At 44.2% G+C, this 25,442-nt stretch carries 17 protein-coding genes; 11 read left to right on the forward strand and 6 right to left on the reverse strand.

Annotated elements, in window-relative coordinates:
• Window positions 1–18: 18 nt before the first annotated feature.
• Window positions 19–1,314: a GntP family permease gene (locus JV36_RS0110105; RefSeq protein ID WP_032096998.1), complete on the reverse strand. Its 1,296-nt coding sequence runs from the start codon at window positions 1,312–1,314 to the stop codon at window positions 19–21.
• A gap of 266 nt (window positions 1,315–1,580) precedes the next feature.
• Here JV36_RS0110105 and JV36_RS0110110 point away from each other — a divergent pair, with 266 nt between their 5' ends.
• Both JV36_RS0110110 and JV36_RS0110115 read left to right on the forward strand, forming a co-directional pair.
• Window positions 1,581–3,962: a TonB-dependent receptor gene (locus JV36_RS0110110; protein ID WP_081926595.1), complete on the forward strand. Its 2,382-nt coding sequence runs from the start codon at window positions 1,581–1,583 to the stop codon at window positions 3,960–3,962.
• A 316-nt stretch (window positions 3,963–4,278) separates the two neighbouring features.
• Window positions 4,279–4,929, forward strand: coding sequence for a response regulator transcription factor (locus JV36_RS0110115; protein ID WP_032096999.1), 651 nt, complete (start codon window positions 4,279–4,281; stop codon window positions 4,927–4,929).
• A 31-nt stretch (window positions 4,930–4,960) separates the two neighbouring features.
• On the opposite strand, the gene JV36_RS0110120 is transcribed toward JV36_RS0110115, so the two are convergent.
• The 3 genes from JV36_RS0110120 to JV36_RS0110130 form a co-directional block, all read right to left on the reverse strand.
• Window positions 4,961–5,629 carry a glutathione S-transferase family protein gene (locus tag JV36_RS0110120; RefSeq protein WP_032097000.1) on the reverse strand — a complete coding sequence of 223 codons (669 nt, stop codon included), beginning with the start codon at window positions 5,627–5,629 and terminating at the stop codon, window positions 4,961–4,963.
• A 110-nt stretch (window positions 5,630–5,739) separates the two neighbouring features.
• On the reverse strand, window positions 5,740–7,332 hold the full coding sequence (locus JV36_RS0110125) for a hypothetical protein (RefSeq protein ID WP_032097001.1): 1,593 nt from the start codon (window positions 7,330–7,332) through the stop codon (window positions 5,740–5,742).
• A gap of 162 nt (window positions 7,333–7,494) precedes the next feature.
• The gene (locus JV36_RS0110130; RefSeq protein ID WP_032097002.1) at window positions 7,495–8,187 is read right to left on the reverse strand and encodes a hypothetical protein; all 693 of its coding nucleotides are present in this window, start codon (window positions 8,185–8,187) and stop codon (window positions 7,495–7,497) included.
• A gap of 361 nt (window positions 8,188–8,548) precedes the next feature.
• On the opposite strand from JV36_RS0110130, the gene JV36_RS0110135 reads away from it, so the two are divergent.
• Together JV36_RS0110135 and JV36_RS0110140 are read left to right on the forward strand one after the other, a co-directional pair.
• Entirely contained in the window at window positions 8,549–9,301 is a 753-nt protein-coding gene (locus tag JV36_RS0110135) for a hypothetical protein (protein ID WP_152561590.1), read from the forward strand.
• A gap of 238 nt (window positions 9,302–9,539) precedes the next feature.
• Window positions 9,540–11,243 (forward strand): ATP-binding protein, encoded by a 1,704-nt coding sequence (locus JV36_RS0110140; RefSeq protein WP_032097003.1) that lies wholly within the window; start codon window positions 9,540–9,542, stop codon window positions 11,241–11,243.
• A gap of 32 nt (window positions 11,244–11,275) precedes the next feature.
• Here JV36_RS0110140 and JV36_RS0110145 read toward each other — a convergent pair whose 3' ends face one another.
• Window positions 11,276–14,950, reverse strand: coding sequence for a hybrid sensor histidine kinase/response regulator (locus JV36_RS0110145; protein WP_032097004.1), 3,675 nt, complete (start codon window positions 14,948–14,950; stop codon window positions 11,276–11,278).
• Window positions 14,951–15,186: 236 nt separating this feature from the next.
• On the opposite strand from JV36_RS0110145, the gene grpE reads away from it, so the two are divergent.
• The 6 genes from grpE (at window position 15,187) to JV36_RS0110175 (ending at window position 23,071) form a co-directional block, all read left to right on the forward strand.
• Window positions 15,187–15,816, forward strand: coding sequence for a nucleotide exchange factor GrpE (gene grpE / locus JV36_RS0110150; protein ID WP_032097005.1), 630 nt, complete (start codon window positions 15,187–15,189; stop codon window positions 15,814–15,816).
• A gap of 125 nt (window positions 15,817–15,941) precedes the next feature.
• Window positions 15,942–17,870 (forward strand): molecular chaperone DnaK, encoded by a 1,929-nt coding sequence (dnaK, locus tag JV36_RS0110155; RefSeq protein ID WP_032097006.1) that lies wholly within the window; start codon window positions 15,942–15,944, stop codon window positions 17,868–17,870.
• A gap of 193 nt (window positions 17,871–18,063) precedes the next feature.
• Window positions 18,064–19,197, forward strand: coding sequence for a molecular chaperone DnaJ (dnaJ, locus tag JV36_RS0110160; RefSeq protein ID WP_032097007.1), 1,134 nt, complete (start codon window positions 18,064–18,066; stop codon window positions 19,195–19,197).
• A 514-nt stretch (window positions 19,198–19,711) separates the two neighbouring features.
• Window positions 19,712–20,110, forward strand: coding sequence for a DUF3718 domain-containing protein (locus JV36_RS0110165; RefSeq protein ID WP_032097008.1), 399 nt, complete (start codon window positions 19,712–19,714; stop codon window positions 20,108–20,110).
• 394 nt (window positions 20,111–20,504) lie between these two features.
• A complete protein-coding gene (locus JV36_RS0110170) occupies window positions 20,505–21,002 on the forward strand; it encodes a c-type cytochrome (RefSeq protein ID WP_032097009.1) in 498 nt (165 codons plus the stop codon).
• A 167-nt stretch (window positions 21,003–21,169) separates the two neighbouring features.
• Window positions 21,170–23,071, forward strand: a complete 1,902-nt coding sequence (locus JV36_RS0110175) for a propionyl-CoA synthetase (protein ID WP_032097010.1) — start codon at window positions 21,170–21,172, stop codon at window positions 23,069–23,071.
• 188 nt (window positions 23,072–23,259) lie between these two features.
• On the opposite strand, the gene JV36_RS0110180 is transcribed toward JV36_RS0110175, so the two are convergent.
• Window positions 23,260–23,970 (reverse strand): cytochrome b/b6 domain-containing protein, encoded by a 711-nt coding sequence (locus JV36_RS0110180; RefSeq protein ID WP_032097011.1) that lies wholly within the window; start codon window positions 23,968–23,970, stop codon window positions 23,260–23,262.
• 288 nt (window positions 23,971–24,258) lie between these two features.
• On the opposite strand from JV36_RS0110180, the gene dapB reads away from it, so the two are divergent.
• Window positions 24,259–25,062, forward strand: a complete 804-nt coding sequence (gene dapB / locus JV36_RS0110185) for a 4-hydroxy-tetrahydrodipicolinate reductase (RefSeq protein WP_032097012.1) — start codon at window positions 24,259–24,261, stop codon at window positions 25,060–25,062.
• Window positions 25,063–25,442 lie beyond the last annotated feature (380 nt).

Genomic DNA, 25,442 nt, shown 5'->3' on the forward strand with positions numbered 1-25,442 from the left:
GTAAAACCTTTCCTTTTTTTACAATATGCTAAACAGGCCGATAGCCAGCGCTAGCCCCATTACCGGCACAACAACAGTCAGTGCTCCCACTGCCCAATAGGCGGCTTGATGGGTTTCATGGCAAATTGCGCGAATCGTTGTGACGACATACCCGTTATGAGGCAATGAGTCGAGGGCGCCCGATGAAATAGAAACAATTCTGTGTAACTGCTCTGGCTCTACACCTTGGTCCATATAGTGTGGACCCACTAAGGGAAGGGCAATGGCTTGGCCGCCCGATGCGCTACCTGTTAAACCGGCTATTACGCTGACTGCAATGGCAGCACCAATCAGCTCATTGCCAGGTATTTGAGTCATTAAGGCCACCGTTTGTTGAAAGGCGTCGGTGTTTTTTGCAATCGAGCCAAAGCCCACAACCGCTGCGGTATTGCCAATGGCAATCAGTGCCCCAGTGGTGCCAGCATTTATGGCAACAGGCAAACTTTGAAAGTATTTAAAGTTTATGGCTAACAAACAAAGCACGCCGCCGCCCAAGGCTAGAATTAATGCTAACTGAGCCAACTCTTCATGAAATAAAAACGAAATGGCAAGCACAACGAGCAGGGGCACAATACCGGTAAATGGATGTGGCAGATCCCTTTCTCTTATTTCAGGGTCGCTTTCCCTTGCCTCAAACACTTCACCCTGACTAACTGCTTTTCGAATCATTTTCGCTAGCCACCAATATCCGAATACCGCCATTAAAATAGCGACAATTAAACTGACTTCCCATGCAGCAAAAGGCGATGTACCCAAGTATTTAATTGGGATCCAGTTTTGAATTTCTGGTGAGCCCGCCGACGTCATCGTAAACGTTACCGAGCCAAAGGCCATGGCGGCAGGAATGAATCGTCTAGGCAAATTGGCATCTTTAAATAAGCTGACCGCCATGGGGTAGACGGAAAATGCCACCACAAATACGCTCACGCCGCCGTAGGTAAGTATGGCGCAGGCCATGACGACCGCTAAGACAGCTTGTTTATAGCCAATTTTAGAAATTATCCATTGAGACACTGAGTCTGCCGCGCCGGTGTCTTCCATAAATTTGCCAAATAACGCCCCCAGCAAAAACATGAAAAACCACGACGCAATAAACCCAGAGAAACCGCTCATGTAGGTTTCTACAAAGTTTACGTCGCCGGTAAATACCGCAATATTATTGGTTAGCGCCACAATAAGCGCACACAGGGGGGCAGCGATAAACAGGTTCATCCCACGTATTGTTAACACAATAAGTAGCAATAGCCCGCCTACCAAGCCAATCATACTTAACATAGTTGTTTTCCTTTAAAAATCTGTGACCGCAGATATTCCAAAGCAGTTAAGTCGATTGTAGATCTACTAACCGACTTGCTTTCGCGCAAGCTTATTGTCAATAAATCTAACGTATTCAAATTACACGTAAAGTTTGACGTTACTTTTGCAAAAATCCCATAGTACGATGGTACTACATACTGTTAACAATTAATTAACTAAAGTATTTCGTGACCGTAGCAAATTATCCAGCAGTGAATAACACTTAGAACAATAAAGGACTCACTATGTCACTAACAACACACACAAAGCGTCATGGCTGCACACCACTTTCTCTTCACAAAGTGTCTCATCACAAGGCTTCTTGTCACAAAAGTGCTCGCCACAGTTTATGCGCTATTGCGGTAGCCGCAAGCTTGTGTGCATCTCCTGCTTGGGCACAACAGACCAATAGCCAAACAGCCAACACAGAACAAGCTGAAAATCAAAAAGGCAAATTAGAGCGTATTGAAGTGACCGCGCGTCGCACCCTTGAATCGCTGCAGGAAACCCCCGTTGCCATAACGTCGGTAGGCTCTGTTGAACTAGGTGAAAAAGGCATTAGCGTACTTACTGAATTACAACAATTCTCGCCCAACACAACCTTGCAGACCAGCCGCGGAACTAACAATACGTTAACCGCGTTTATTCGTGGTTTGGGGCAGCAAGACCCTTTGTGGGGCTATGAGCCTGGTGTTGGGATTTATGTAGACGATGTGTATATTGCACGACCACAGGGTGCAGTGCTCGATTTACTAAACGTTCAGCGCATCGAGGTATTACGTGGGCCCCAGGGGACACTTTATGGCAAAAACACGATTGGTGGTGCAGTTAAATACGTAACAAAAGAAATGACTGGCGACACGCAAATGAATATTGAAGGCACGGTGGGCAGCTATAGCCAGCGCGACCTTAAGGTTACCGGTCAAATTCCACTGGTTGAAGATACGGTTTACTTAGGTGTGGGTTATGCCAACTTAAACCGAGATGGCTTTGGCGAGTATTTGCTAAGCGCATTGCCTAATCAAGATAAAGAAAATTATAATAAAGACTTATGGGCTGCAAGAGTCTCTCTAGAGGTACATGCTAGCGAAGATTTATTCTTCCGTTTTGGCTGGGATAAAACAGAAGATACGTCTAATGCCCGCGGTGGTTATCGATTGATACCAAGCTTGCTAACCGATGCGCCAGTACCTGATTCAAAATTTGACTCTTATACCAGCTTACCAACATCTAACAGAGTTGAATTAGAAGGTTATAGCTGGCTGGCCCGCTATAACGTGAGTGATAAATTAGAGCTTAAATACATCGGCTCTCATCGCGAAAGTTATTCTCCAACAAACATCGACTTTGATAATACGCCACTGCCTATTTTTGACGTACCGGCAGAGTATGACGACAGCAACACTACCCATGAATTACAGGCAAACTATTTTGGCGATAATTTTGACGTGGTGTCGGGACTCTATTTTTACGATGGTGATAGCTGTGGTAATTTCGATGCCATCTTAGGTGTACTTGGGCAGTCTTTAGGCGCACCGGGTTTAACCCGTGAGGTAACCGGCTGTAACAACTCAGAAAGTTATGCCGCTTATGCTCAGCTCAATTACAACATTACAGAGCAACTCTCTCTGTCTCTTGGCGCGCGCTACACCGACGAAGAAAAATCTGCGTTTGTAAATAACGGCCTTATTTTTGACAATGTCTATCCTTCCACTGGCTGGATTGAAGGCTATGTGCGCCCAGAAGGACAGCTAGTTCCACAGGTATTGGGCACAGATACAGATGGTGATGGGTTACTCGATGCCCCAGCAGTGCAAAGCTGGTCGCGATTCACACCTCGTGTAGGGCTAGAATATCAATTCGACCCAAGCATGATGTTTTTCGCCAGCTATTCTCAAGGTTTCAAGTCGGGCACCTTTAACCCTCGTGCAACAATAAATGAACCTGGCGTAAATCCAGAAGTGGTAGACAGTTTTGAGCTGGGTATGAAAAGTGACTTAAGTGATACCTTACGATTGAACGTTACGCTCTTTTCCTACGATCATAGCGATAGGCAGTATATTGGTGTAGAGGGTGATTTATCCGACCCTACAGCGCTGGATCAACGCTTAAGAAACGCGGCAGAAACAGCAGCAACAGGTGCCGAGTTAGAGATGACCTGGATTGCCTCAGAAAACCTTCAGTTTGATGTGGCCTATGGATACATCGACTTTGAAATTAAAGAGAATAATGCGATACCACCACTAATTGGTTCAGCAAGTACGCCAGAAAACACCTTTAATTTAAACGCTAACTATTTCTTAGAAACCAGTTTTGGCGATATTACATTTAACGCAAACTACTACTACAGAAGTGACTATTTACTGTTCGAAGCCAGCGATCTTATTGAACAAGATGCGTATGGCATGGTTAACCTGAGTGCTCGTTGGGAAAGCATAGAAGGAGATTGGTACGCAGGTCTTCACGTGAAAAACCTCACCGACGAAGAGTACCTTACCGGCGGATATGACTTTGTCACCCGCGACGAAGATGGCAATTTTGGACCAGGGCTAGGAGGCGATACAACCTTGATTGGCTATTATGGCGACCCAAGAACCGTTCATCTAACGCTTGGCTACCGTTTCTAATAAAACAAAGCTGCAAACTTTAAGAGCCCGCTTTTTAAGCGGGCTTTTCTATTAATACTTTCTATAGATTTTTCTTAATTTAAGGTTTACGAAATCTTTTGTCCTAAGGAAATCTTCTGCTAGGCAAGAGAAGGTGAAAGTAGGTAAGAGAAAGAAGCCCAATGTCGTGTTAGTATTCTGTTTACACTAAAATAACAAGTTGACAGCCAAAAATACGAAAACTAGATGGTAGAAGTGAATGGCAGAAATCAACGGCAGAGACGGATGACAGATAAAAATGCTAGATACAAATACTAGATACAAATGGTGGCGATGAATGAATAGCCCAGTACCGGTAAAATTGCTCATTGCGGATGATCACCCGCTATTTCGTGCTGCAATGTGCCATGCGCTGCAAAACAGCGAGGGCGCAGTGCTACTTGAAGCGTCTACGTTCCCAGAAACAAAGGCGTTATTAGCTCAAGATACCAGCATCGACATCGTGTTTTTAGATTTGGGAATGCCAGGCAGTGAGGGTTTGAACGGATTGTCTGAGATTAGAGCTGAGTATCCAGATGTGCTTGTAGTTATTGTAACAGCTCAAGATGCACCTGGTATTGTGCAGCGAGCACTCGCGTTGGGCGCAAGTGGATTTATTCCTAAATCAGCGTCTGTGGATTGTATTATAGATGCGGTAGATACTGTATTAGACGGCGAAACCTGGTTGCCAGAGCATATCAGTGCCACTGCGGATGCTAGCAGTATCCTGGATGACTTCAGCGCGCGATTGAGCCTGCTCACGCCTCATCAATTGAAAGTGCTTAAAATGGTCGCCGATGGTTTGCTTAACAAGCAAATTGCCTACGAGTTAGCGATTTCAGAGTCAACGGTAAAGCAGCATGTTTCCGCAGTGCTAAAGAAGCTAGGGGTTATCAATAGAACCAAGGCTGGCATAGCATTTAAAAATGCTATGCGAACCGATGGATAATGTTGGCCAACAAGCACTAATTGGCACCCGTTTATTTACTGCCAAGGGCCTTTTTTAAATAGGCGCTAAACGCTGGCGCAGCGGCCCGTTTATCTGTTTCAATTTGTTGTACTTCCGGCATTTCTTTTAACCTGGTCATGAGTGCTTTACTGCCAGGAGCATACTCATACAAGTCTACATCAAAAAGCTTTTTAGCCACCGGAGCTGCAAGGTCCATGGAATAAAGCAGCATAATGTCGGCCGCAGTTAACGTGTCACCTGCAATATAAGGAGAAAATTCAGCGGCGCGGGCAAGCGCTTGAGCACCGTTAAACAATGCACGCTTCACTTCTCTTTTGGTGATTTCATCAACGGGTACGCCCCAAAATGCCTCTGTATGACAACGCCTTGCAGGTAATTCAATATATAACTCGATGAGTTTAACTAACTCTTTCACCTTGGCCTTTGCGAAGGGCTCGGTTGGATAAAGTGGCGCTTGAGGCGAGATTTCATCAAGATACTCAAGGATGACATTGGTTTCTACCAGTACGCCTTGGTCTGTTTGCAATGCGGGCACTTTACCCGTTGGACTGATTGCTAAATATTCTGGCGTTTGATTTGGATACGTCATGACGGCTTCATAATCTATCCCTTTCAGCGCCATCGCCAGTTTAATCATGTTGTAGTAATTACTAACATCAAATCCGTACAATTTAAGCATAGTGAACCTTTAACACAGTTATAAATACATTTATGTAATATAAGATTGCTTTATAAGAAAGAGTGCAACACATCTGTAGTGATAGTTGAGTATAACGATGGCAGCTAGTGCTAAAACATCTCTACCTCAAGTTCATCGAGTGACATTGCGCCTTTTTCGTTTTCGGCAAAATAGAGTTCATATTTGAGATTATCGACATAGATTTCCCAATAATCGCCAAGTGCAAAAATGTTTTCTTCACCGAATAACGCTGTTACAGTTTCTTCGTTCATACCTGCTTGTAGAGGTCCGAAGGTCCATTTGCCCTTAGGTGGCACATTTTTAAAAAACGAGTCTCTTACTATCAACTTTCTCAGTGTATTGTTGGAATACACCATAGCCAGGCTTCTGTCATAGATGTGCAGTGTTTTGTCTTGATAACCACGTGCTGCAAGTATGGGAGTAAAGGAAAATTGATCTATAGTAATGGGCTCTAGCGTTTGAGATGCTTCGGTGAGGTCGCTGTGTATTTTTTCGTAAATACTCGGCTTCGAATTCGTTATTTCAGGAGCTATTTCAGAATCGGCTTTAGAATCATTGCCATCAAGATACCCATAAGCAAAGTCTTTTGCGACGTAACGCTTGTCCTCATTAGCTATCTCAAGGGTTAATCCGATATCAATAAAAACGCCATTCTTTGAGGCTAGTCGATAGGTATATTCTTCTTTTAAATTGCCATCGAGTTTGGCGTCAATGGACTTCATGTCGTCCCCTCTGCCAATGGAGCCGTTCACTTGCCATGCAAGAAATGGCCTGTCATCAAACTCAAAATAATTAATCAAACCAGCAGAGAGCCAAGTGTTATGACTCTGTATGCTTTTTACTTTGTTGTTTCGCACCACAATCCATAGGTTTCGCCCGTAGACGTATAAGGTCTCAGTGTCATTGAGAATTAACTCTGCGGTAGGAGTGCCTAATGTTTCAAGCAGCATAGATAGATCATCTTCTACCTTTACCCCAAATACACCGTTATCAAAAGAAATTACTTGGTTTTTAAGCTCAGGGTTTTGTACCTCCTTTTTTCCGCCTATTGCGTAGTCGGCAAAATCAAAGGTCATGTCTCGCCCTTTGACGACAGTGCTGTACTCGTAGGACATACTTACCTTGGTAGTACCAAGCAAACGATTTCTCTCTACGCCAATTTTAGCTAGCGCCTTGGAGGTACAGCTGCTTATTAGCGCGGCACTCACAATAGGAGATTCGGAAGCAGTAGTGTTGGAATTAGTAGTGTCGGAATCATTAGTGTCGAGCTTTGCAGCAGATGTTTTTTCAAGAGAGCGGGTTTTACTGGAAGCCCCTTCATTCCCATCGCTGTTAACAGAGAGCTGTTCGCTGGATACGAGTACAATTTGACTGGCACCAAGCTCTTTTGCATCAAGAAGTGCAGCTTGCTTTAATAAAGATAAGGCATCGGTGTTGCTATCTTGAGTGGCTTGCTTGCCCGAGACGTTTGAGGAATTCGAGTCTTTTCGTGAATCGTTATCACTATGTGATAGCCGTGAGGCTGCATCCTGTAATGTAATTTCTTTCAATACTTCATAATTACAGTCCGGGTAGTTGTTAACAATTGGGATGGCCTCTGACGGCGCTTCTCCAAAAGCATTAGATGAATATATTGATGCTACACAAAGTGCACTTATTGAAAGTTGTATTATCGTTTTCATACGCCTCATTCCTTATCGGCTCGTTCTTATTATTATCGTTACTCTTAGGATCGTTATTCTTACCGGCACTATCTTAGGTACTACGCGTTTCGAACGCTTTCAAATATTTTCGAACTTTAACCCTGGACCATTAAAATACCGTAATACCATCGCGTGAATGCTTTACGGCTGAAAGTAAGCGTCCATATCTTTTTCTAATTGCGTAAGGCGCTTTTTATAGCCACTTCGATAGTTATCGTCAGACAATACTCGAGTTAAATCATTTTCCACATTGAGAATACGCTTTCGCAGTGCATAGAACAATTCACCTTCAGCGCCTCGCATAAAGACTTCGATATCTTTTAGGTCCTTAAGACAGCAATCATCAAGTGAGGTATTAAATTTTTTGCCCATGTACTCGATCATCGAGTTGCTTTCTAGCGATGCGCCGCTCACAGGTGCTAGCGGCATATCGTGTACGCTACTTTGAAAATTAAGGGTCTTTTCAAGCGCTGCACGCAATAAGGATAAGGATGACTTGGCGGCTTGTTTTTCAAACTGTTTCAACCTCAATTCAAGTGCTAGTGCATCAGGGGAGGTGATACCGACAATCTTTGCATCAATGAAAACAGACTTTGCACTATCGAGTTTTTCTTTTGCATAAATGAGCGTATTAATGTCAGATAAAAATTCGCCTGTCAGTTTTTCATCAAGTAGTGCTCTCGTTTCCTCAATACGTTCTGCATGGAGCTTCACTGCTGCGTTATATCGTCTTTCAGATTCACTTAATTCATTGGTGTCACTGCACCCAACTATCAAGGTTGTTAGCAATACAAAGAGTATTGAGTTCAGTGAAGCGGAGAAAAACAGTCGCAACGGCAAATCCTTTTTATGTGTAGTAATATCGTTAGAGTAATCGGTACGGGTATCAGTGTCGATAGTATTAGATTTGGTAGCAATAACAAATAAAGCGCCCGTGGACGCGCCAGTTGACAGGCGTGCCTACTTCAGCTGGCATGCAGCTACTCTGGCTTGCGGGCGCGGGTGGTGAGTAGAGTGGATAAAGTCGATAAGTAGTAAGTCTTGGCAAACCAATCGAGGGCAAACCAATTGAAGACGAACTAATTAAGGGTAAACCAATTCAGTACTATTGTATTGTGAGAATGTAGTGCGAGAATTAAACCACACTGGCTATAAATACGTAAAACACAACACTCAATAATATGAAGTGTATGCCGTGTTATCAAATATTATTAAGCGCTTATCAAGTGGATTAAACAAACAGTCCCTTGCTTCTCAGCAAAACAAAAAACATATCAATAATCACAAAAACGATGCTGTTTCTATCTGGCAAGATACCGGCCAGGTGTATTACTTAGAAAATACGCTAAAGCTTACTTACACCTCTAATAGCGGTGTAATGACATTAGAAAAGCTCTCTCTCAATGAATTACCCGATGTTATAAAAGCGTTAGACGCAATGCCCGTGGGCTCCCCACTTGCCAGAGCCACCGTCGCACAGCAAGATGACGCTTATGTTGTGAGTGTGTGTGGTGTTACATGGCAAAAAAGCCATGACAGCGTTCGTATTAAAGCGCTGCCAGAAGCGGCAATGCTGCGCAGCAAAACACATTGCTTTACTAAATCTCAGGCGGTATTCAAACATGCGTTTTTACTCGAGCATGACGACCTGCTCACGCCGTCTATTGGAGGAAAGAAAGAGGGAGTGTATACCTACAATCGAATATCTATAGAAGATTTTACTCAGCAGTTGGCAAGAGCTAACGAGCGCATTGCTCCACCTATGCGTAAATCAATACCTGTGCACAGTGATAATTTTAAAACGGCGTTCACTGAACACGAGAAAACAGTTATCGATGTGGTGCTTGGTCATAATGTTGAACAAAACCGCACTGAACAAAACATTACGGATAGAAACTTCACTGGTGCAAGCGATACCGGTAGCAGCGATAAGCAGATAGACAAATAAACGTATAAACGACGACGGTGTTAATGGAAAAAGCAGCACCGACCATAATCACACTAAAAATAGCAGCACTAAAAATAGCAGCACCAAAATAGCAGCACCAAAATAGCGGTACCAACAGCCGCAGAAGAGAAGGTGGTTCTAAAGATGAATAGCTGCGCAATTCTTAGCCTAATTGATTATGTAAATTTTATAGTTTTAGCCTAATATCTAACTCTCTTAAACACGGACTAGGATTAAGATGAGTTTGCAAAAGTCAGCGGCAACAGCTAAAGGCGTACATCAGGAGCCACTAAAACCTGTTGCAATGGCTTTTTTCTTTTTATATTTTGCGCTTTCCTTTAGTCACTTCCTGTTACTTACTGAAGAATTTAAATGGGTGCTTATCACATCCGCATCCATAACCACTGTCATTAGCTTTACTCTTATGCTGAAAGCACAAAATCTTTCAAGTGTATGGCAGCGTTTAGGGATTGTTTCAATATTACTGCTTGGCACAACGAATAGCCTTTTACATTTATGGCACTCACAATCACCTGAACAAACAACCAATCTTTTTTTAGTTATTATTGCCAGCGGTATTGTTCTCTCGAACAGGCTGCACTGGGTGTTATTGATACTGCTAAATTGGGCGGGGTGGTTAGTCATTAATTCAGTCGTCGAGATGTCTATGACGATGCATTTTTTCTTTGCATTGGCTATGAGCACAACATTGAGCTGGTTTGCACATTTAGCGCGAAGAAGTTTGGTGAGTAAACAAGTGGAGCTGCTGCAAGAAAGGGATTTAGCGATTGCTCATGAGCATGAAGCAATAAAAGCAAATGAAGCAAAAAGTGCATTTCTTGCCAATATGAGTCACGAAATTCGCACTCCAATGAACGGTATTATTGGCATGATTGAAATGATCAGCCGTACGTCTCCTAATGACAAACAAACGAAATTTATTAACACTGCTCAACGCAGTGCAGATTCATTGATGATCATCATTAACGATATTCTAGATTTCTCAAAAATAGAAGCCGGAGAGCTGGCTATAGAAAATGTTGAATTCGACTTAGCGCAGTTCATGGACAACTTTGTGCAGGAACAAACCTTTCAAGCACAAGAAAAGGGATTGTGGCTTAAGTCAAAAGCCGCTGGTGAGAGTTACAAAAAGGTTGTGGGAGACCCTCATCGCCTAAAACAAATTTTTAATAATTTACTGTCTAATGCCATTAAGTTCACAGAAAGCGGCGGTATAAACATTCAGTATAATGTAGTGAGCGAGGGAGATGCATTGTTATTGAATGTAGAGATTAGTGATACGGGTATTGGTATTAGCGAATCTGCCATGCCTGGACTTTTCGACTCTTTCTCCCAAGCTGATATGTCGACCACAAGAAAATATGGTGGTACCGGGCTGGGGCTTGCAATTAGCAAGCAGCTTTGTGAATTGATGGGCGGCGAAATATCTGTTGAAAGCACACCTGGTCAGGGTTCTACGTTTAGGTTTGTGGTAAAGCTAAGTGCGCCTCTAATAAGCGAGGAAGCTAATAGCGTTATGCACGTCGAAACAGAACCACAATCTTTCGATTTGAATGTGTTATTGGCTGAGGACAACGCGATAAATCAACAAGTTATGTTAGCAATTTTAACTAACTTGGGAGTAGAGGTTGAGCTTGCAAACGATGGCGTTGAAGCGATAGAACGTTTGTCGAAACCAAGAGCGAAACATTACGACCTTATTTTTATGGACTGCCAAATGCCGAATGTGGACGGTTATGAGGCAACACGTCGTATTCGCGAGGGGCATGCAGGAGATGAAAACAAAAAGATACCCATCGTCGCGCTAACAGCCCATGCCATGGATAGCGAAAAGCAAAAATGCCTCGATGCAGGTATGGACGAATATCTCACTAAACCAGTAGATTTAGCATCGTTAAAGGCCATATTGGCACTGTACTAAATACTTAAGCGATAGGGGAGTTCTTACCGACTTTAGCTAAACGTCTGTTTTAACAATCGCTTGAGGGCACTTGGTTTTACAGGTTTTGGTAAATAGGCAAGGTTCATCTCTGCGGCTAAATCCCTTATCTCAGGGCTGCGGTTCGCAGTGATTAATATACGAAGGGCTGGTTTGTTAGGCTTGAGCGACTTTGATGATTCAGATAATGCTATTGATTGAAACGACGCTATTGATTGAAGTGACGCTATAGAATCAGATGGCATGGAGTCCATTGACTGCAAAATGTCTGTGCCTGTTTCACCGAAGTTTAGATGATAGTCGGCTATAATAACGTCAGGTTTGTGTTTGAAAGCAGCAAGGGCGTCTTTCTTTCCTGTTGCGGTAATAACCTCAGCTCCCCAATCACTGAGAAGCGCCTGCATGGCTACCGTTACTTGCTCGTCGTTTTCAATAAGTAGAATTCGTTTATTTGTTAAAAACAGCGAGTGTGGATTCTCTTGTGTGGCGTCAAACTGTAGAGGGTTTGGTTCGGCCTCCATTCCTTTTCTCTGTATTGCGCTTGCAGGGTACTTAGGCACAGTAATGGCAAAGCAACTGCCTTTATGCAAAGCAGATTTCAGTGATACAGAGTGCCCGAGCAACTTGCATACCCCATCAACAATGGTTAATCCTAAGCCAATGCCCTGTGAACTATTGGGGTTTTCTAGCTGGTGGAATTCGCCAAAAATAGCTTCTTGTTGATGCAGTGGAATACCCGGACCTGTATCGTAAACGCATACATTCAATGCTTTTTCACCATTGGCGGTACATTGTCTTACCCCAATTAAAACACTGCCTTTTTGGGTGTACCTTATCGCGTTAGACAGTAAGTTTTGTATCACTCTTCTGAAAAGGTGTTTATCGGTGTGTGTGTGACAGTGTGTTTTTACGTATTTTAATGAAATATCTCGTTGAGACGCGATAAGACTAAACTCCGTCACTAATGATGAAAGTACGTCGTCTACCGCGAAGGTCATCTTGTTAGGTTTGAGCACGCCAGAGTCTAACTTTGTCATATCTAGCAACATAGAAAGTAGCGTTTGTGCGTTATTGAGTGAATTTACTACGCCCTCAGACAAGCCCGATAATTCACTATTTTTCGTTTTCTTCTCTAGCATAGAAGCAAAGAGGGTTGCGGCGTTAAACGGCTGCATCAAATCGTGTCCTGCAGCGGCTAAAAATTTAGTTTTACTCTCATTTGCTGCATCAGCCTGTTGCTTGGCAAGCTGAAGCTCTTTCGTGCGTCGCATTACCCTCTGCTCAAGTTCCGATTTTGACTCTTTTAATTCATCTTGAATGGCGATGTATTCGGTAATATCGCTATAGGTAGTTACATAGCCGCCTCCGGGAAGGGGGGCGCCGTTAAGTTCTATAACCCTGCCATCATGTTGTTTTCGTATATATTTGTGGCGACTCCCTTCCAGCATAAACTGAACGCGCTTTTCTATTTCTTGATTAATGCGGCCATTTATCTCATCTACATCGGTAATGTCAGTATCTATGGTTGCTGAGTCTAGAGGCGTTGATTCTAAAGGCGTCGAATCTGCTGTTGCTGAAGTGCTGGTGTCGGTTTCGTTCCTATTGCGCCCTTGCTTCCCAAAAAGCCCTCGTTTGGCATTAAAGCTCAGTATGTCATGTATTGACATGCCGACTTTTAAAAAGCCTCTAGGGTAGCTGAACAGTTCAACGTAGCGTTCATTCCAAGCAAGTAAGTGCAGCTTTTCGTCAAGCACACTGATCCCTTGCTCTATGTTTTGCACAGACGACTGCAGCACCTCGTGATTGAATTGAAACGACTGAGAGGCTTCTTCCACCCAGTCTACAAGCTCGGGAAGTGAATCTGTGTTTTTATCGGCAATAGCGCCTAATAGTATACGAGCGCTTGGACCGCCAACTTGCGCTGCAAGAAGTTGCTCTACTCGTTGCAATAAGGTGTGATTGGCAAGCCCGTTAGCGCGAGCGTCAGAGACGTCGATGGAAAGTTGATTGATTAACGTGTCGTGACTCTTTTTATCTAACACTCTTTGAGTTAAAGAGACGATGTCACCCACGCGAATTTTTAAGTAGGGTGTGGATAAGGCCAAATTCTCACTGTCGTCAATATTGCCAACTAGGTTGTGAGTTTGAGAGCCATTGGTACCTCGATGACCCACTAAGCCCCTTCTACTTATTAATCGTCGTTTATTGATTAAACTTATCAGGGAAACCACCACATATACGGCGGCGTTGGTAATAAGTGAAACAATAAAGCCGATACCTAGCTGAGCATCTGTGGGCGGTGCATTAAAATAGTAACTAGACATAACGCTGGGGTAGAGCAGTAGTGCGCACCAACAAAGAAAGCCTGCACATAACCCGGCCAAAGCAGCAGCCTTAGTACTTTTTTTCCAATAAAGGCCAAACATCAGTACGGGAAAGCACTGCCCCAACAAGGCAATGGCGATCACGCCACTTTTTACCAGTGGTGCAGCTTGGCTGACATTGAGGTGATACCAAAGGGCCACCGACAGCACTACCAACACGGTTAAGCGACGAATAACGAGTACTTTATTTGTCTCAAGCGTATGGTTTGGCTCGGTTCTTAACCTCGCTTTTATCCAAAGCGGCGTAACTAAGTTGTTGGCAATCATTATGCCTAGGGCAAGCGTGGCCACAATTACCATGCTGGTGGTTGCAGACAATCCTCCTAAAAACGCAATGATTGAGAGCAGCGTGTTTTCGGCAAAAAGGGGAAGCGCCAATACATAGGTATCTGAGCTTACGCTTTCAGGCAGCAGCATTTTGCCGGCCAGGGCCAAAGGAATGAGAAAAATGGTCATACCCAGTAAATATACGGGGAAAAACCAGCGGGCGGTTCGCAGTTCCCCTTCGCCGTTTAGCTCGACAAAATTCATATGAAATTGACGCGGCAGTACAAACATGGAGCAAACCCCAAGCATTACGTGAGTAACATAAACAAGGGGAGCGCTGTCGGCATAGATAACATCTCGCGCTTGTTCATGTACAGACGCCTTTGAAATAAGGTCGAGCACACCGTCGAACATAAAATAGCAAACGAAAATACCAATACACCACAGCGCCACAAGCTTAAACACCGACTCAAATGCAATAGTCATTAAAAGCCCAGGGTGCTTGTCAGTTAAGTTAAGGGTTCGCGTCCCAAAGATGATGGCAAAAATAGCCATCAACAGAGCCACATACATGCTAACGCTTTGGCTGGTTTCGGCGGTATTGGGTGTGATCAGAGTAATACTCTTTGTAATGGCGTCGAGCTGCAAAGCGATGTAAGGAATAACTCCCACAAAGCACAGAACGCTCACAAAAGCAGCGACAAGGTGAGAGTGCTTGTATCTCATACCAATCAGGTCAGCGAGAGAAGTGATATTGTGTTGCTGGCATAACCGACTGATGTGCAGTACCACAGGAAATGCAAAAACCATGGTTAATATAATGCCCATGTAAGTAGGCACGATAGCCCAACCGTATTCTGCGGCTTGTGATGTGGTACCAAAAAACGCCCACGATGTGCAGTGAACGCCTAAGCCTAGGCTGTATAAAATAGGGTGCTGCCGATTGTCTTTGAGGTACCTTTCGCCCCAGAAGCCAATAGCAAACAAAATAAAAAGATACACAGCAACAATACTGCCTACCGACCAAATGCTGAGCATTCATCCGCCTCATAAAAATCACTGATTTACGTTAACACGATTTTCACAATAGTGAGCAGTATTGACGCTGATAATTATTTTTCGAAAAAAAATTAAATTCAAACCACAAAAATTGTGTGGTTACCCTTGATCGCTTACAAACCAGCCCCATAAATAAGCGCAACAGAGATATTCCTTTTGTTTAGTAATACTAGCAAATGGGTGTTGCCCAATTTAGACAATGTTTGGAGGTAGGCATGAGCGACAGTCGCGACGTGCACGCAGATAAAGAAAACGCAGTTGATGAAACTGTGCAGGCTACTGAAGAAGTAGAAGTTGAAGGCCAGGCAGTAGAAGGTACTGACGCTCCTCAAGATGAAGCTACACAGCGCATTTATGAGCTAGAGACTGCTTTATCTGAAGCTCAAGCAACGATTAAAGAGCAACAAGACGGCGTACTTCGCGCTCGCGCTGATGCTGACAACGCTCGTCGTCGCGCTGAAGGTGAAGTTGAGAAAGCACGCAAGTTCGCACTAGAGCGTTTTGCTGGTGAGCTTCTGCCTGTTGTTGACAACCTAGAGCGTGCTATCGAACTTTCGGATAGCGACAATGAAGCGGTGAAGCCGCTGCTCGAAGGTGTGGAGATGACCCACAAAAGTTTTATGAGCACTATTGAGAAATTTGGATTAAGCCTTATTGATCCGCAGGGCGAAACCTTTAACCCTGATTTGCATCAGGCAATGTCGATGCAAGAAAGTGCAGACCACGCGCCGAACACAGTAATGGCAGTGATGCAGAAAGGTTATCAAATTAACGGCCGTTTGCTCCGCCCTGCCATGGTAATGGTATCGCGCGCGCCAAGCGGTGGTGTTGATACGCAAGCGTAAGTTGAACAAACAACGCACAGCGAAATAAGACACAAAAAGTCAGTTTTTTTACTGACAACTATTGAAAATAGCGGGAATAACCCCACTAATTTTACAGAATTAAGAAACTTTTCGGAGACACGAAAATGGGTAGAATCATAGGTATCGATTTAGGTACAACAAATTCATGTGTCGCAGTTCTAGACGGCGACAAACCACGCGTACTTGAAAACGCGGAAGGCGATCGTACAACGCCATCAATCATTGCATACACAAATGACGGCGAAACGCTTGTTGGTCAATCAGCGAAGCGTCAGGCAGTAACTAACCCTGAAAATACCGTATTCGCTATCAAGCGTTTGATTGGTCGTCGCTTTAAAGATAAAGAGGTACAGCGCGACATCGACATCATGCCTTACAAAATTGTAGAGGCTGATAACGGTGACGCATGGGTAGAAGCGAAAGGCGAGAAAATGGCGCCTCCTCAGATTTCTGCTGAAGTACTTAAGAAAATGAAAAAGACCGCTGAAGACTATCTTGGCGAAGAAGTGACAGGCGCAGTTATCACTGTACCTGCATACTTTAACGATTCTCAGCGTCAAGCAACGAAAGATGCGGGTCGTATTGCTGGTCTTGAAGTTAAGCGGATTATCAACGAGCCAACTGCTGCTGCTCTTGCCTACGGCATGGACAAAAAGCAAGGCGATAACATCGTTGCAGTATACGACTTAGGTGGTGGTACGTTCGATATCTCTATCATCGAAATTGATGAAGTAGACGGCGAGCACACATTTGAAGTACTCGCTACAAACGGTGACACCCACCTTGGTGGTGAAGATTTCGATAACCGTGTTATCAACTATCTTGTTGACGAGTTTAAGAAAGATCAAGGCATCGACCTTCGTAAAGATCCGCTTGCTATGCAGCGTCTTAAAGAAGCCGGTGAGAAAGCGAAAATTGAACTTTCATCTTCACAACAAACAGAGGTTAACCTGCCTTACATCACTGCTGATGGTTCAGGTCCTAAGCATTTAGCGATTAAACTAACTCGCTCTAAGCTAGAATCTCTTGTTGAAGAGTTAGTTAAAAATTCGCTTGGTCCACTTAAGCAGGCTATCGAAGATTCTGGTCTATCAGTAGGCGAGATTAACGATATCATCTTGGTTGGTGGTCAAACTCGTATGCCTTTGGTTCAAAAGTATGTAACCGAATTCTTCGGCAAAGAGCCACGCAAAGACGTTAACCCTGATGAAGCTGTTGCTGTAGGCGCGGCAATTCAAGGCGGTGTTCTTTCTGGTGATGTTAAAGACGTATTGCTTCTAGACGTTACTCCACTGTCTCTTGGTATTGAAACCATGGGCGGCGTAATGACGGCGCTAATCGAGAAGAACACGACTATTCCAACGAAGAAGTCGCAAACGTTCTCTACAGCAGAAGACAATCAGTCTGCGGTAACAGTACACGTACTACAGGGTGAGCGTAAGCAATCAAGCGGCAACAAGTCTCTTGGTCAGTTCAACCTTGAAGGTATTCGTCCAGCGTCACGCGGTGTACCGCAAATCGAAGTAACCTTCGATCTCGATGCCGACGGTATCCTACACGTATCAGCAAAAGATAAAGATACGGGTAAAGAGCAGAAGATCACTATCAAAGCTTCTTCAGGTCTAAGTGACGACGAAGTAGAAAAAATGGTAGCAGACGCTGAAGCGAACAAAGAAGCTGATAAGAAGTTCGAAGAACTTATTCAGGCTCGCAACCAAGCTGACGGCATGATCCACGCGACTCGCAAGCAAATGGAAGAAGTTGGCGATGCACTAAGTGCAGAAGACAAAGCGCCAATTGAAGAAGCACTAAGCGCGCTAGAAACAGCGAGCAAGGGCGAAGATAAAGCTGAAATCGAAGCGAAAACGCAGGAACTTATCCAAGCGTCTAGCAAGTTGATGGAAGCAGCGCAAGCGCAACAAGGCGCAGCAGCCGGTGCACAAGAAGGCGCTGAGCAAGAAGCTTCTGCAAAAGGCGATGACGATGTTGTTGACGCTGAATTTGAAGAAGTCAAAGACGAAGATAAAAAGTAAGCTGTATTGATTAGCCCGGTGCGCCGGGCTGTTTAGCAGTTCAGGCGCATCAGGATTTTCTTGCTGCGCCTTTGTTGTGTAAATGACTTGTCGTTAGCGTATGAGCAGCGCAGGTGATTTTCACAACAGTCAGATGTAGATTTGACAGGCGATTTACATGGCTTGTCGACAATAAGTAGGGTAAGTAAACGATATGTCGAAACGTGACTACTACGAAGTGCTTGGAGTAGATAAAAGTGCTGGCGAACGCGAAATTAAAAAAGCGTATAAAAAGCTAGCGATGAAATATCACCCAGACCGTACTGAGGGTGACAAAGCACTTGAAGTAAAGTTTAAGGAAATTCAAGAAGCTTACGAGATTCTGTCAGATTCACAGAAACGTGCTGCTTACGATCAGTATGGTCACGCAGGCGTTGATCCTAACCGCGGTGGTGGTGGCTACGGCGGCGGTGCAGATTTCGGCGACATCTTTGGTGATGTGTTCGGCGATATCTTTGGTGGCGGCGGTCGAGGCGGTCGTCAATCTCGCGCTCGTCAAGGTTCAGACCTTCGATACAACCTTGAACTTTCGCTAGAAGAAGCGGTTCGCGGTAAGAGCGTTGATATTCGGGTTCCTGCTTTGGCAGAATGTGAAGTGTGTGATGGCTCTGGGGCTAAAAACGGTTCCTCGCCAAAAACATGCCCAACGTGTCACGGCAACGGCCAAGTGCAAATGCGTCAAGGGTTTTTCGCGGTTCAACAAACCTGTCCTACCTGTTCGGGTAAAGGCAAAATTATTGAAGATCCATGTAACAGCTGTCACGGGCATGGTCGCAAAGAAAAAACGAAAACCCTTAATGTTAAGATTCCAGCAGGCGTGGATACGGGTGACCGAATTCGCTTGTCAGGTGAAGGTGAAGCCGGTGAAAACGGCGCGCCAGCAGGCGATTTGTACGTTCAAGTACATATTCGCGACCACGAAATTTTCGAGCGTGATGGCAACAACTTGTACTGCGAAGTACCGTTAAGCTTTACCACCGCAGCCCTTGGTGGTGAGTTAGAAGTTCCTACACTCGATGGGAAAGTGAAGCTGAAAATAAGCCCTGAAACTCAGACTGGTCGTATGTTCCGCCTACGCAGCAAAGGCGTTAAGTCGGTGCGTACCGGCGCGCTTGGCGACTTAATGTGTAAGGTTGTGGTAGAGACACCAGTGAACCTTTCATCTAAGCAGAAAGAGCTATTGCGCGAGCTTGAAGAGTCTATGGGTAAAGCGTCAAGCAAACATAGTCCGAAGGCACAAGGCTTCTTTGATGGCGTTAAAAAGTTCTTTGACGACCTAACTAATTAAATTAGTCAGCTTTTTAGGTGTTAAGTTTCTGTCGTAATGCTGGTGAGGTTACACACCTCATCATGTTTAAAGGCTTAATAAAATAGCCAAAAACACAGCTCGGAAAGATAGCACGGAAAGATAGCTCAAAAAGACAACTTAAAAAGATAATTAAAAAATGCCAGTTAGCCATGCTAACTGGCATTTTTTTATCTGTAGCTACTGTCTATCTAGTTCAATTTGGCCTAATTATTTCCTCAATTCATACCTTTTGTCCTTACTTTCCTATATACAATAATTCTGATTTTATTGCGTCGCTTATGATTAAATTCATGAAATTGTTAGATAATTTTCACATTTAACACTGGGTGGTAATTTTTGGCTTCAACTAAAGTATAGGTTTGAATACTTATATATTGTTCAGCATGTTTTTGTTCTACCAATAATGGCGTTTAATACATCACATGCAGTCACGCAGCACTTGCAAAGACGCACCAACTTAAACCCTTTATTAATTAAATCAGGAACTTTAACCATGTTGAAAATAGTTAAAACCTCTATCGTTATCGCAGCTTCTACTCTTGCTTTCTCTAACGCAGCACAAGCAGACGGCATCAATGATGCACTAGCTAATATCTGTACCATCGTACAGGCTGATGACAAAGGTGAGCTTCGTAAGAAAATGCGTAGCGTACAGTCAGATTACCGTTTGAAACTTCGCGATTATTACGCAGGTGTTTCATGTGACGGACAAAGCCTTATCCGTACAGCAGTAACCAGCAATGCGGTTGAAGTAGGTACGTTACTTGTTAAGAAAATGCCAAGTAAAGACCTTCAAGCGCCAGAAGCAGACGGCAAAACACTTCAAGCGTGGATTGCTGAGCAAGGTTTACAAGACTCACCCATTTCTGCTGAGCTTAACGGAAGAATTTAATCTTCAACCATACTGAATTTATCACACCACGCTATTAAGCGGTGTGATTACCATTTCAACATGGTAGCGGCATTGCGCCGCACTAGAGGCCCCTTTAATGGGGCCTTGCCTTTTTTTTACTTGCCATCATTTTTCTAACTCTTCACTGCTGTAATTTCTTGTGTTTCCTAACTCTCAATTTTGCGGGTGTACTTTTTGTGCCCCTAACATGCGCTTGGCATGTTCCTAGATTGTTTCGCCTGATTTTTATCAATTATCACTTGCGCTTTGAACGGCTCTTCGTCACGATGAAAAGCGCGCTCGAAACAGCGGGGCAACAGGCCTTATAAAAATCACCACTGATACCGCAGTGTATAGAAAGCAAATCTCATAGTGTTAAAAAAAGGGAACAGGCATGAAACATATAAATAAAGCAGTAATCGCAGCCACAGCTTGCATGGCATTTTCAAGTGTTGCGTTTTCTAGTAACGCATTAGCCGCAGAAGTAAAGCCTGCAATGTCGGCAAAGCATGCAAAAGCGGCAACACAATATCGCCAGTCAATTTTTCAACTAGTGAAAAGCAATATGGGACCACTAGGTGGCATGGCAAAAGGCGCATTACCGTTTGATGAGTCTGTAATGCAAACTAACGCTGTGCGATTAGAGCAACTTGCTACCATGATGGGCGACTACTTGTCGGTAGATACTCGAGAATACAACGTAGACACTGGCGCAAAAGATGCTATTTGGGAAAATTTCTCAGATGTTGAAACAAAAATTGCTGCGCTTAACACTGCCGCTCAGGGCTTACAAACTGCCGTTAAAGCTGGCGATAAGAGTGCTTACCGAGATGCCATTGGGAAAATTGGTGCAAGCTGTAAGTCATGTCATGATGACTACAAAAAAGACTAAGCTATTTTTATCAAAAGCGAACTCGTTTTTTTGAAAAGCTGGTAGCGGTGCTGCCGGCTTTTTTTTGACTATTAAACAAAAGCTTAACTTATGTAAGCCTGAAGTCTTATAAGCATTCACGACTATACTGAAGTAGTGTAACAATGAACTCTACAACGGATTTGGTTATGAACTACAAAGAAGAATATACAGCCTCAACAACCTCTCCTGAACGCTTTTGGTTAGAAAAAGCTCGCGACATAGAATGGTTTAAAGCGCCTGAAACAGCACTATCTGGCTCAGCAAACGGTTATCAAACGTGGTTCAAAGGCGGGCAGCTCAATACCAGTTATCTTGCGCTTGATCACCATGTCAATGCGGGGAGGGGAGACAAAGCCGCCCTTATCTACGACTCTCCGGTTACCAATACCACGCGAACCTATAGCTACAGTGAATTGCTACAGGAAGTGGCTACCTTTGCCGGCGCGCTTCAAGACCTAGGGGTCTCTAAGGGAGAGCGAGTAATAATTTATATGCCCATGATCCCACAAGCCACTATCGCCATGCTTGCCTGTGCTCGCTTAGGTGCTATTCATTCTGTGGTCTTCGGTGGATTTGCAGCAAATGAATTAGCGGTACGCATAGATGACGCTACTCCATCGTTTATCGTTACTGCGTCTTGCGGCATTGAGGGGACAAAGCTGCTCCCTTATAAGCCGTTGGTAGACAGTGCCATTGAGCTTGCCTCGCACAAGCCTAATGGATGCGTGGTTTTTCAACGGCCACAGCTGCACGCCGAACTCGATTCTACCTTCGATTATGATTGGCATTCTTTAATGGAAACGTGTTCGCCCGTCCCTGCCGTTAAGGTAGACGCAACAGATCCTCTCTACATTCTTTATACGTCTGGCACGACCGGCAAACCCAAAGGTGTAGTACGAGACAATGGTGGTCACGCCGTAGCCCTTTATTATTCTATGGGAGCACTTTACGGTATTGATGAAAACGATGTGTTTTGGGCGGCTTCCGATGTAGGCTGGGTAGTTGGGCATTCTTATATCGTTTATGGACCACTGATAAAAGGTGCTACCTCGGTAATGTATGAGGGTAAACCTGTAGGCACGCCCGATGCAGGGGCATTTTGGAGTATGGTAGAGCGGCATAAAATCAATATTTTATTTGGCGCACCTACTGCTTTTAGAGCTATTCGAAAAGAAGATCCAGAAGGCGAGTTTATCAAGCAGTATGACCTTTCCAGTCTGCGAACGATATTTATGGCCGGAGAGCGTTTAGACCCTCCTACGTATTATTGGACGCTAGAGAAAACCAATAAGCCGGTAGTGGATCATTGGTGGCAAACTGAAACGGGATGGCCCATTTGCTCAAACCCAATGGGAATAGAACCAATGCAGACTAAGCCTGGTTCCTCAAGTGTGCCCACTCCAGGCTTCAACGTAAAAGTACTCAATGGTATTGATAGTGAATCGGCACCCGGACAAAAAGGCTCTATTGCCATTCAACTGCCGCTGCCTCCAGGGTGTTTGTCTACGATTTGGCAAGACCACTCTCGGTTAGTGAATGGTTATCTAAGAGAGTTTGAGGGCTACTACAGCACGGGTGACAACGGCTATATCGATGAAGACGGTTACGTGTTTATCATGGGGCGCACCGACGATGTTATCAATGTAGCAGGCCATAGGCTTTCTACAGGGGAAATGGAAGAAGTACTTGCTGCACACCCTGCAGTAGCTGAATGCAGCGTTATCGGGGTCAACGACGCACTAAAAGGTCAACTCCCTGTAGGTTTAGTTTTGTTAAAAGACGGCGTTGATATTAATGAGGCAGACTTAGAAAAAGAACTGGTTGCTTCGGTAAGGAGCAGCATTGGTCCCGTTGCCTGTTTTAAACGCGCCATTGTTGTTAAGCGTCTGCCGAAAACTAGGTCAGGTAAAATTCTGCGCAAATTATTGCGACAAATAGCTGCAGACGAACCCGTGTCAGTTCCCTCAACCATAGACGACCCGAGCAGCGTTGCTGAAATTGCCACGTTAATGCGCGATAAAGGGCTTGTAGAAGCAGCCGAGGTATAGGTATTTACTTTGTATTCAAACCTAACGCTAGCGCCTCTTCTAGAGAGCGCCGCTAGCGTATCTTCTAAAAAGCGCCGCTAGCGTATCATCTAAAAAGCGCTGCTAGCCTATCCATTTTCATCCGGATGCTAGCGCTCTTATTGAACTACACGCTTTAGTAATAATTACGGGCTAGCACTAAAAATATGCTAGTAATAATACTGGGCGGCAGGGGCCGAAGGTGGTAATACTTCAACCACAACATACACACACGCAGCAGCGACAAGGGCAATAATAATGGCCTTGCCTAATTGAGAGTGTGTTATGCCCTGAGCTTCGCCGTAGTATTGCGCTTCGTCTTCAGGCAGAGGCTTTTTACCGCTTATCATTGGCGGCACAAGCTTTTGTCTTTTGTAGAAACCGTAAAATACACTAGCGCCAATGTGCAGCACAATTACATACACCAGTGTATCGAATGACAGATGGTGCAGTGTATTCATGATTGATAAGACATCGTCTTTCGCCATGCTTCGCAAAGGTCCATCCAGAAATATATCGTCAGTCATAAACAGTCCTGAAACGGCTTGCACTAGCACAAGTGTTATCATAACCACCACAAACCAGCCGCCTAGTGGATTGTGTCCAACGGATGGCAAGCTGTCTCTATCAAAGAGAGTCTTTACGTACGCAAACACAGCTCCAGGGCCTTTTACGAATTGGCTAAATTTGGCGTACCTTGGGCCAAACATCCCCCAAAGTAGCCTGAATATAATCAGCCCCAACGTAAAATAACCAATATAGAAATGCCACTGCAGGGCATCGTCAAGTAACTCAGCGGTCACGTATTGAGCCAAAATACTCAGCACCAATAGCCAGTGAAACAGTCGAGTGGGCAAATCCCAGATAAGCCTTTTTTTCATAAGAGGTGTTCTTTTATGGTTGAGTAGATAAGAGAGCGTTTTTCTTTATCGTATCGACTCTGCACTCAAAATTCGAGTTCGAACTGATAAAAATAACACTGTAGGCGAGGGTGATAAAAATTATGACCTGCTATGTAGCCTTCTATGTCGCCCTCTATGTAAGTTCATGTGATCTTCTATATATGCTGCAAACGATGATATCACCTCAATTAATCTAACAATCGCATTGCATTAGTGAATGCATTTGGCAGAATGTGAACAAGTTTAGAATTATTTAAAAGATAAAACATGAAAGTAGGACTATTTGGCGCGAATGGGCGCATGGGTAGGGTGTTAATTGAAGCCCTCGACCTAAGTGAAAATGCAGACCTAAGTGTCGCTACAGTGAGAGATGACTCACCTTGGGTGGGTATGAATGTGGGCGAGTTGGCAGGCATTGGTAAAAAGCCAGTCGATTGTTCAGGATTTTCATCGCTATCAAAAGAAGATGCCGATGTCATGATCGACTTTACATTGCCATCTATCATCGAGACCAATTTAAATTGGTGCGTTGAGAACAATACGCCAGTAGTAATTGGTACTACAGGGCTTAACAAAGCGCAGTTGGCAGCGCTAGACGAAGCAGCTAAGCATATCCCTATCGTATTTGCTGCAAATTACAGTGTTGGCGTAAATTTAATGCTGTCGCTAGTAAAGCAAGCGGCTAGCGTGTTAGGTGAAACGGCAGACATTGAAATAACTGAAGCCCACCATAGATTTAAACAAGACGCGCCATCAGGCACAGCCATGGCAATTGGTGAGGCCATTGCAGAGGAACTTGGAAGAGATTTAAGTACCTGCGCAGTTTATGGTCGTGAGGGCAAAGAGCCTGAAAGAGACCAAGGCACCATCGGTTTTGCTACGGTCAGAGCCGGTGATATTGTGGGAGAGCACACTGCGCTTTTCGCTGATATTGGCGAGCGTTTAGAAATTACGCATAAAGCATCGAGTCGACTTACGTTTGCTAAAGGTGCTGTTCATGCTGCAAAGTGGTTGTGTGGTCAAAAACCTGGACTATACTCCATGACTGATGTTTTAAATTTAAAGCTTTAATTTGAAGCTTTCAATAGCTATGGAGCTGTTGCTTATCTTCTGCCTACGATAAAAAAGCAATATAACGAGTACCGCGCTAATTCAGTTTGGGCTTGAACGCGGACTACTTGAGCAGCGACGGCTAGGGCATGAGTTGAGCGTTGAATGAGCGGTGCGAGCGTTATTTAAACACTAAGCCGTACTTTCAGTGGTTCTGCGCAAAAAAACGATGTTAAGGGCTATTTTAATAAATTATTACAAATAAATTAGACATTTTCGGTGAGTAATGTATACTCGCCGGAATTTGCCAGAATTTCGAATTCTTAGCGAGTAAATCGGCTGTAGAGCACGTATTTATTAGCTGCAAAGATCGTGAAACGGGATGTATTGTTTTCATTACC

The organism is Alteromonas sp. LOR (genome assembly GCF_000753865.1).
Taxonomy (GTDB): domain Bacteria; phylum Pseudomonadota; class Gammaproteobacteria; order Enterobacterales; family Alteromonadaceae; genus Alteromonas.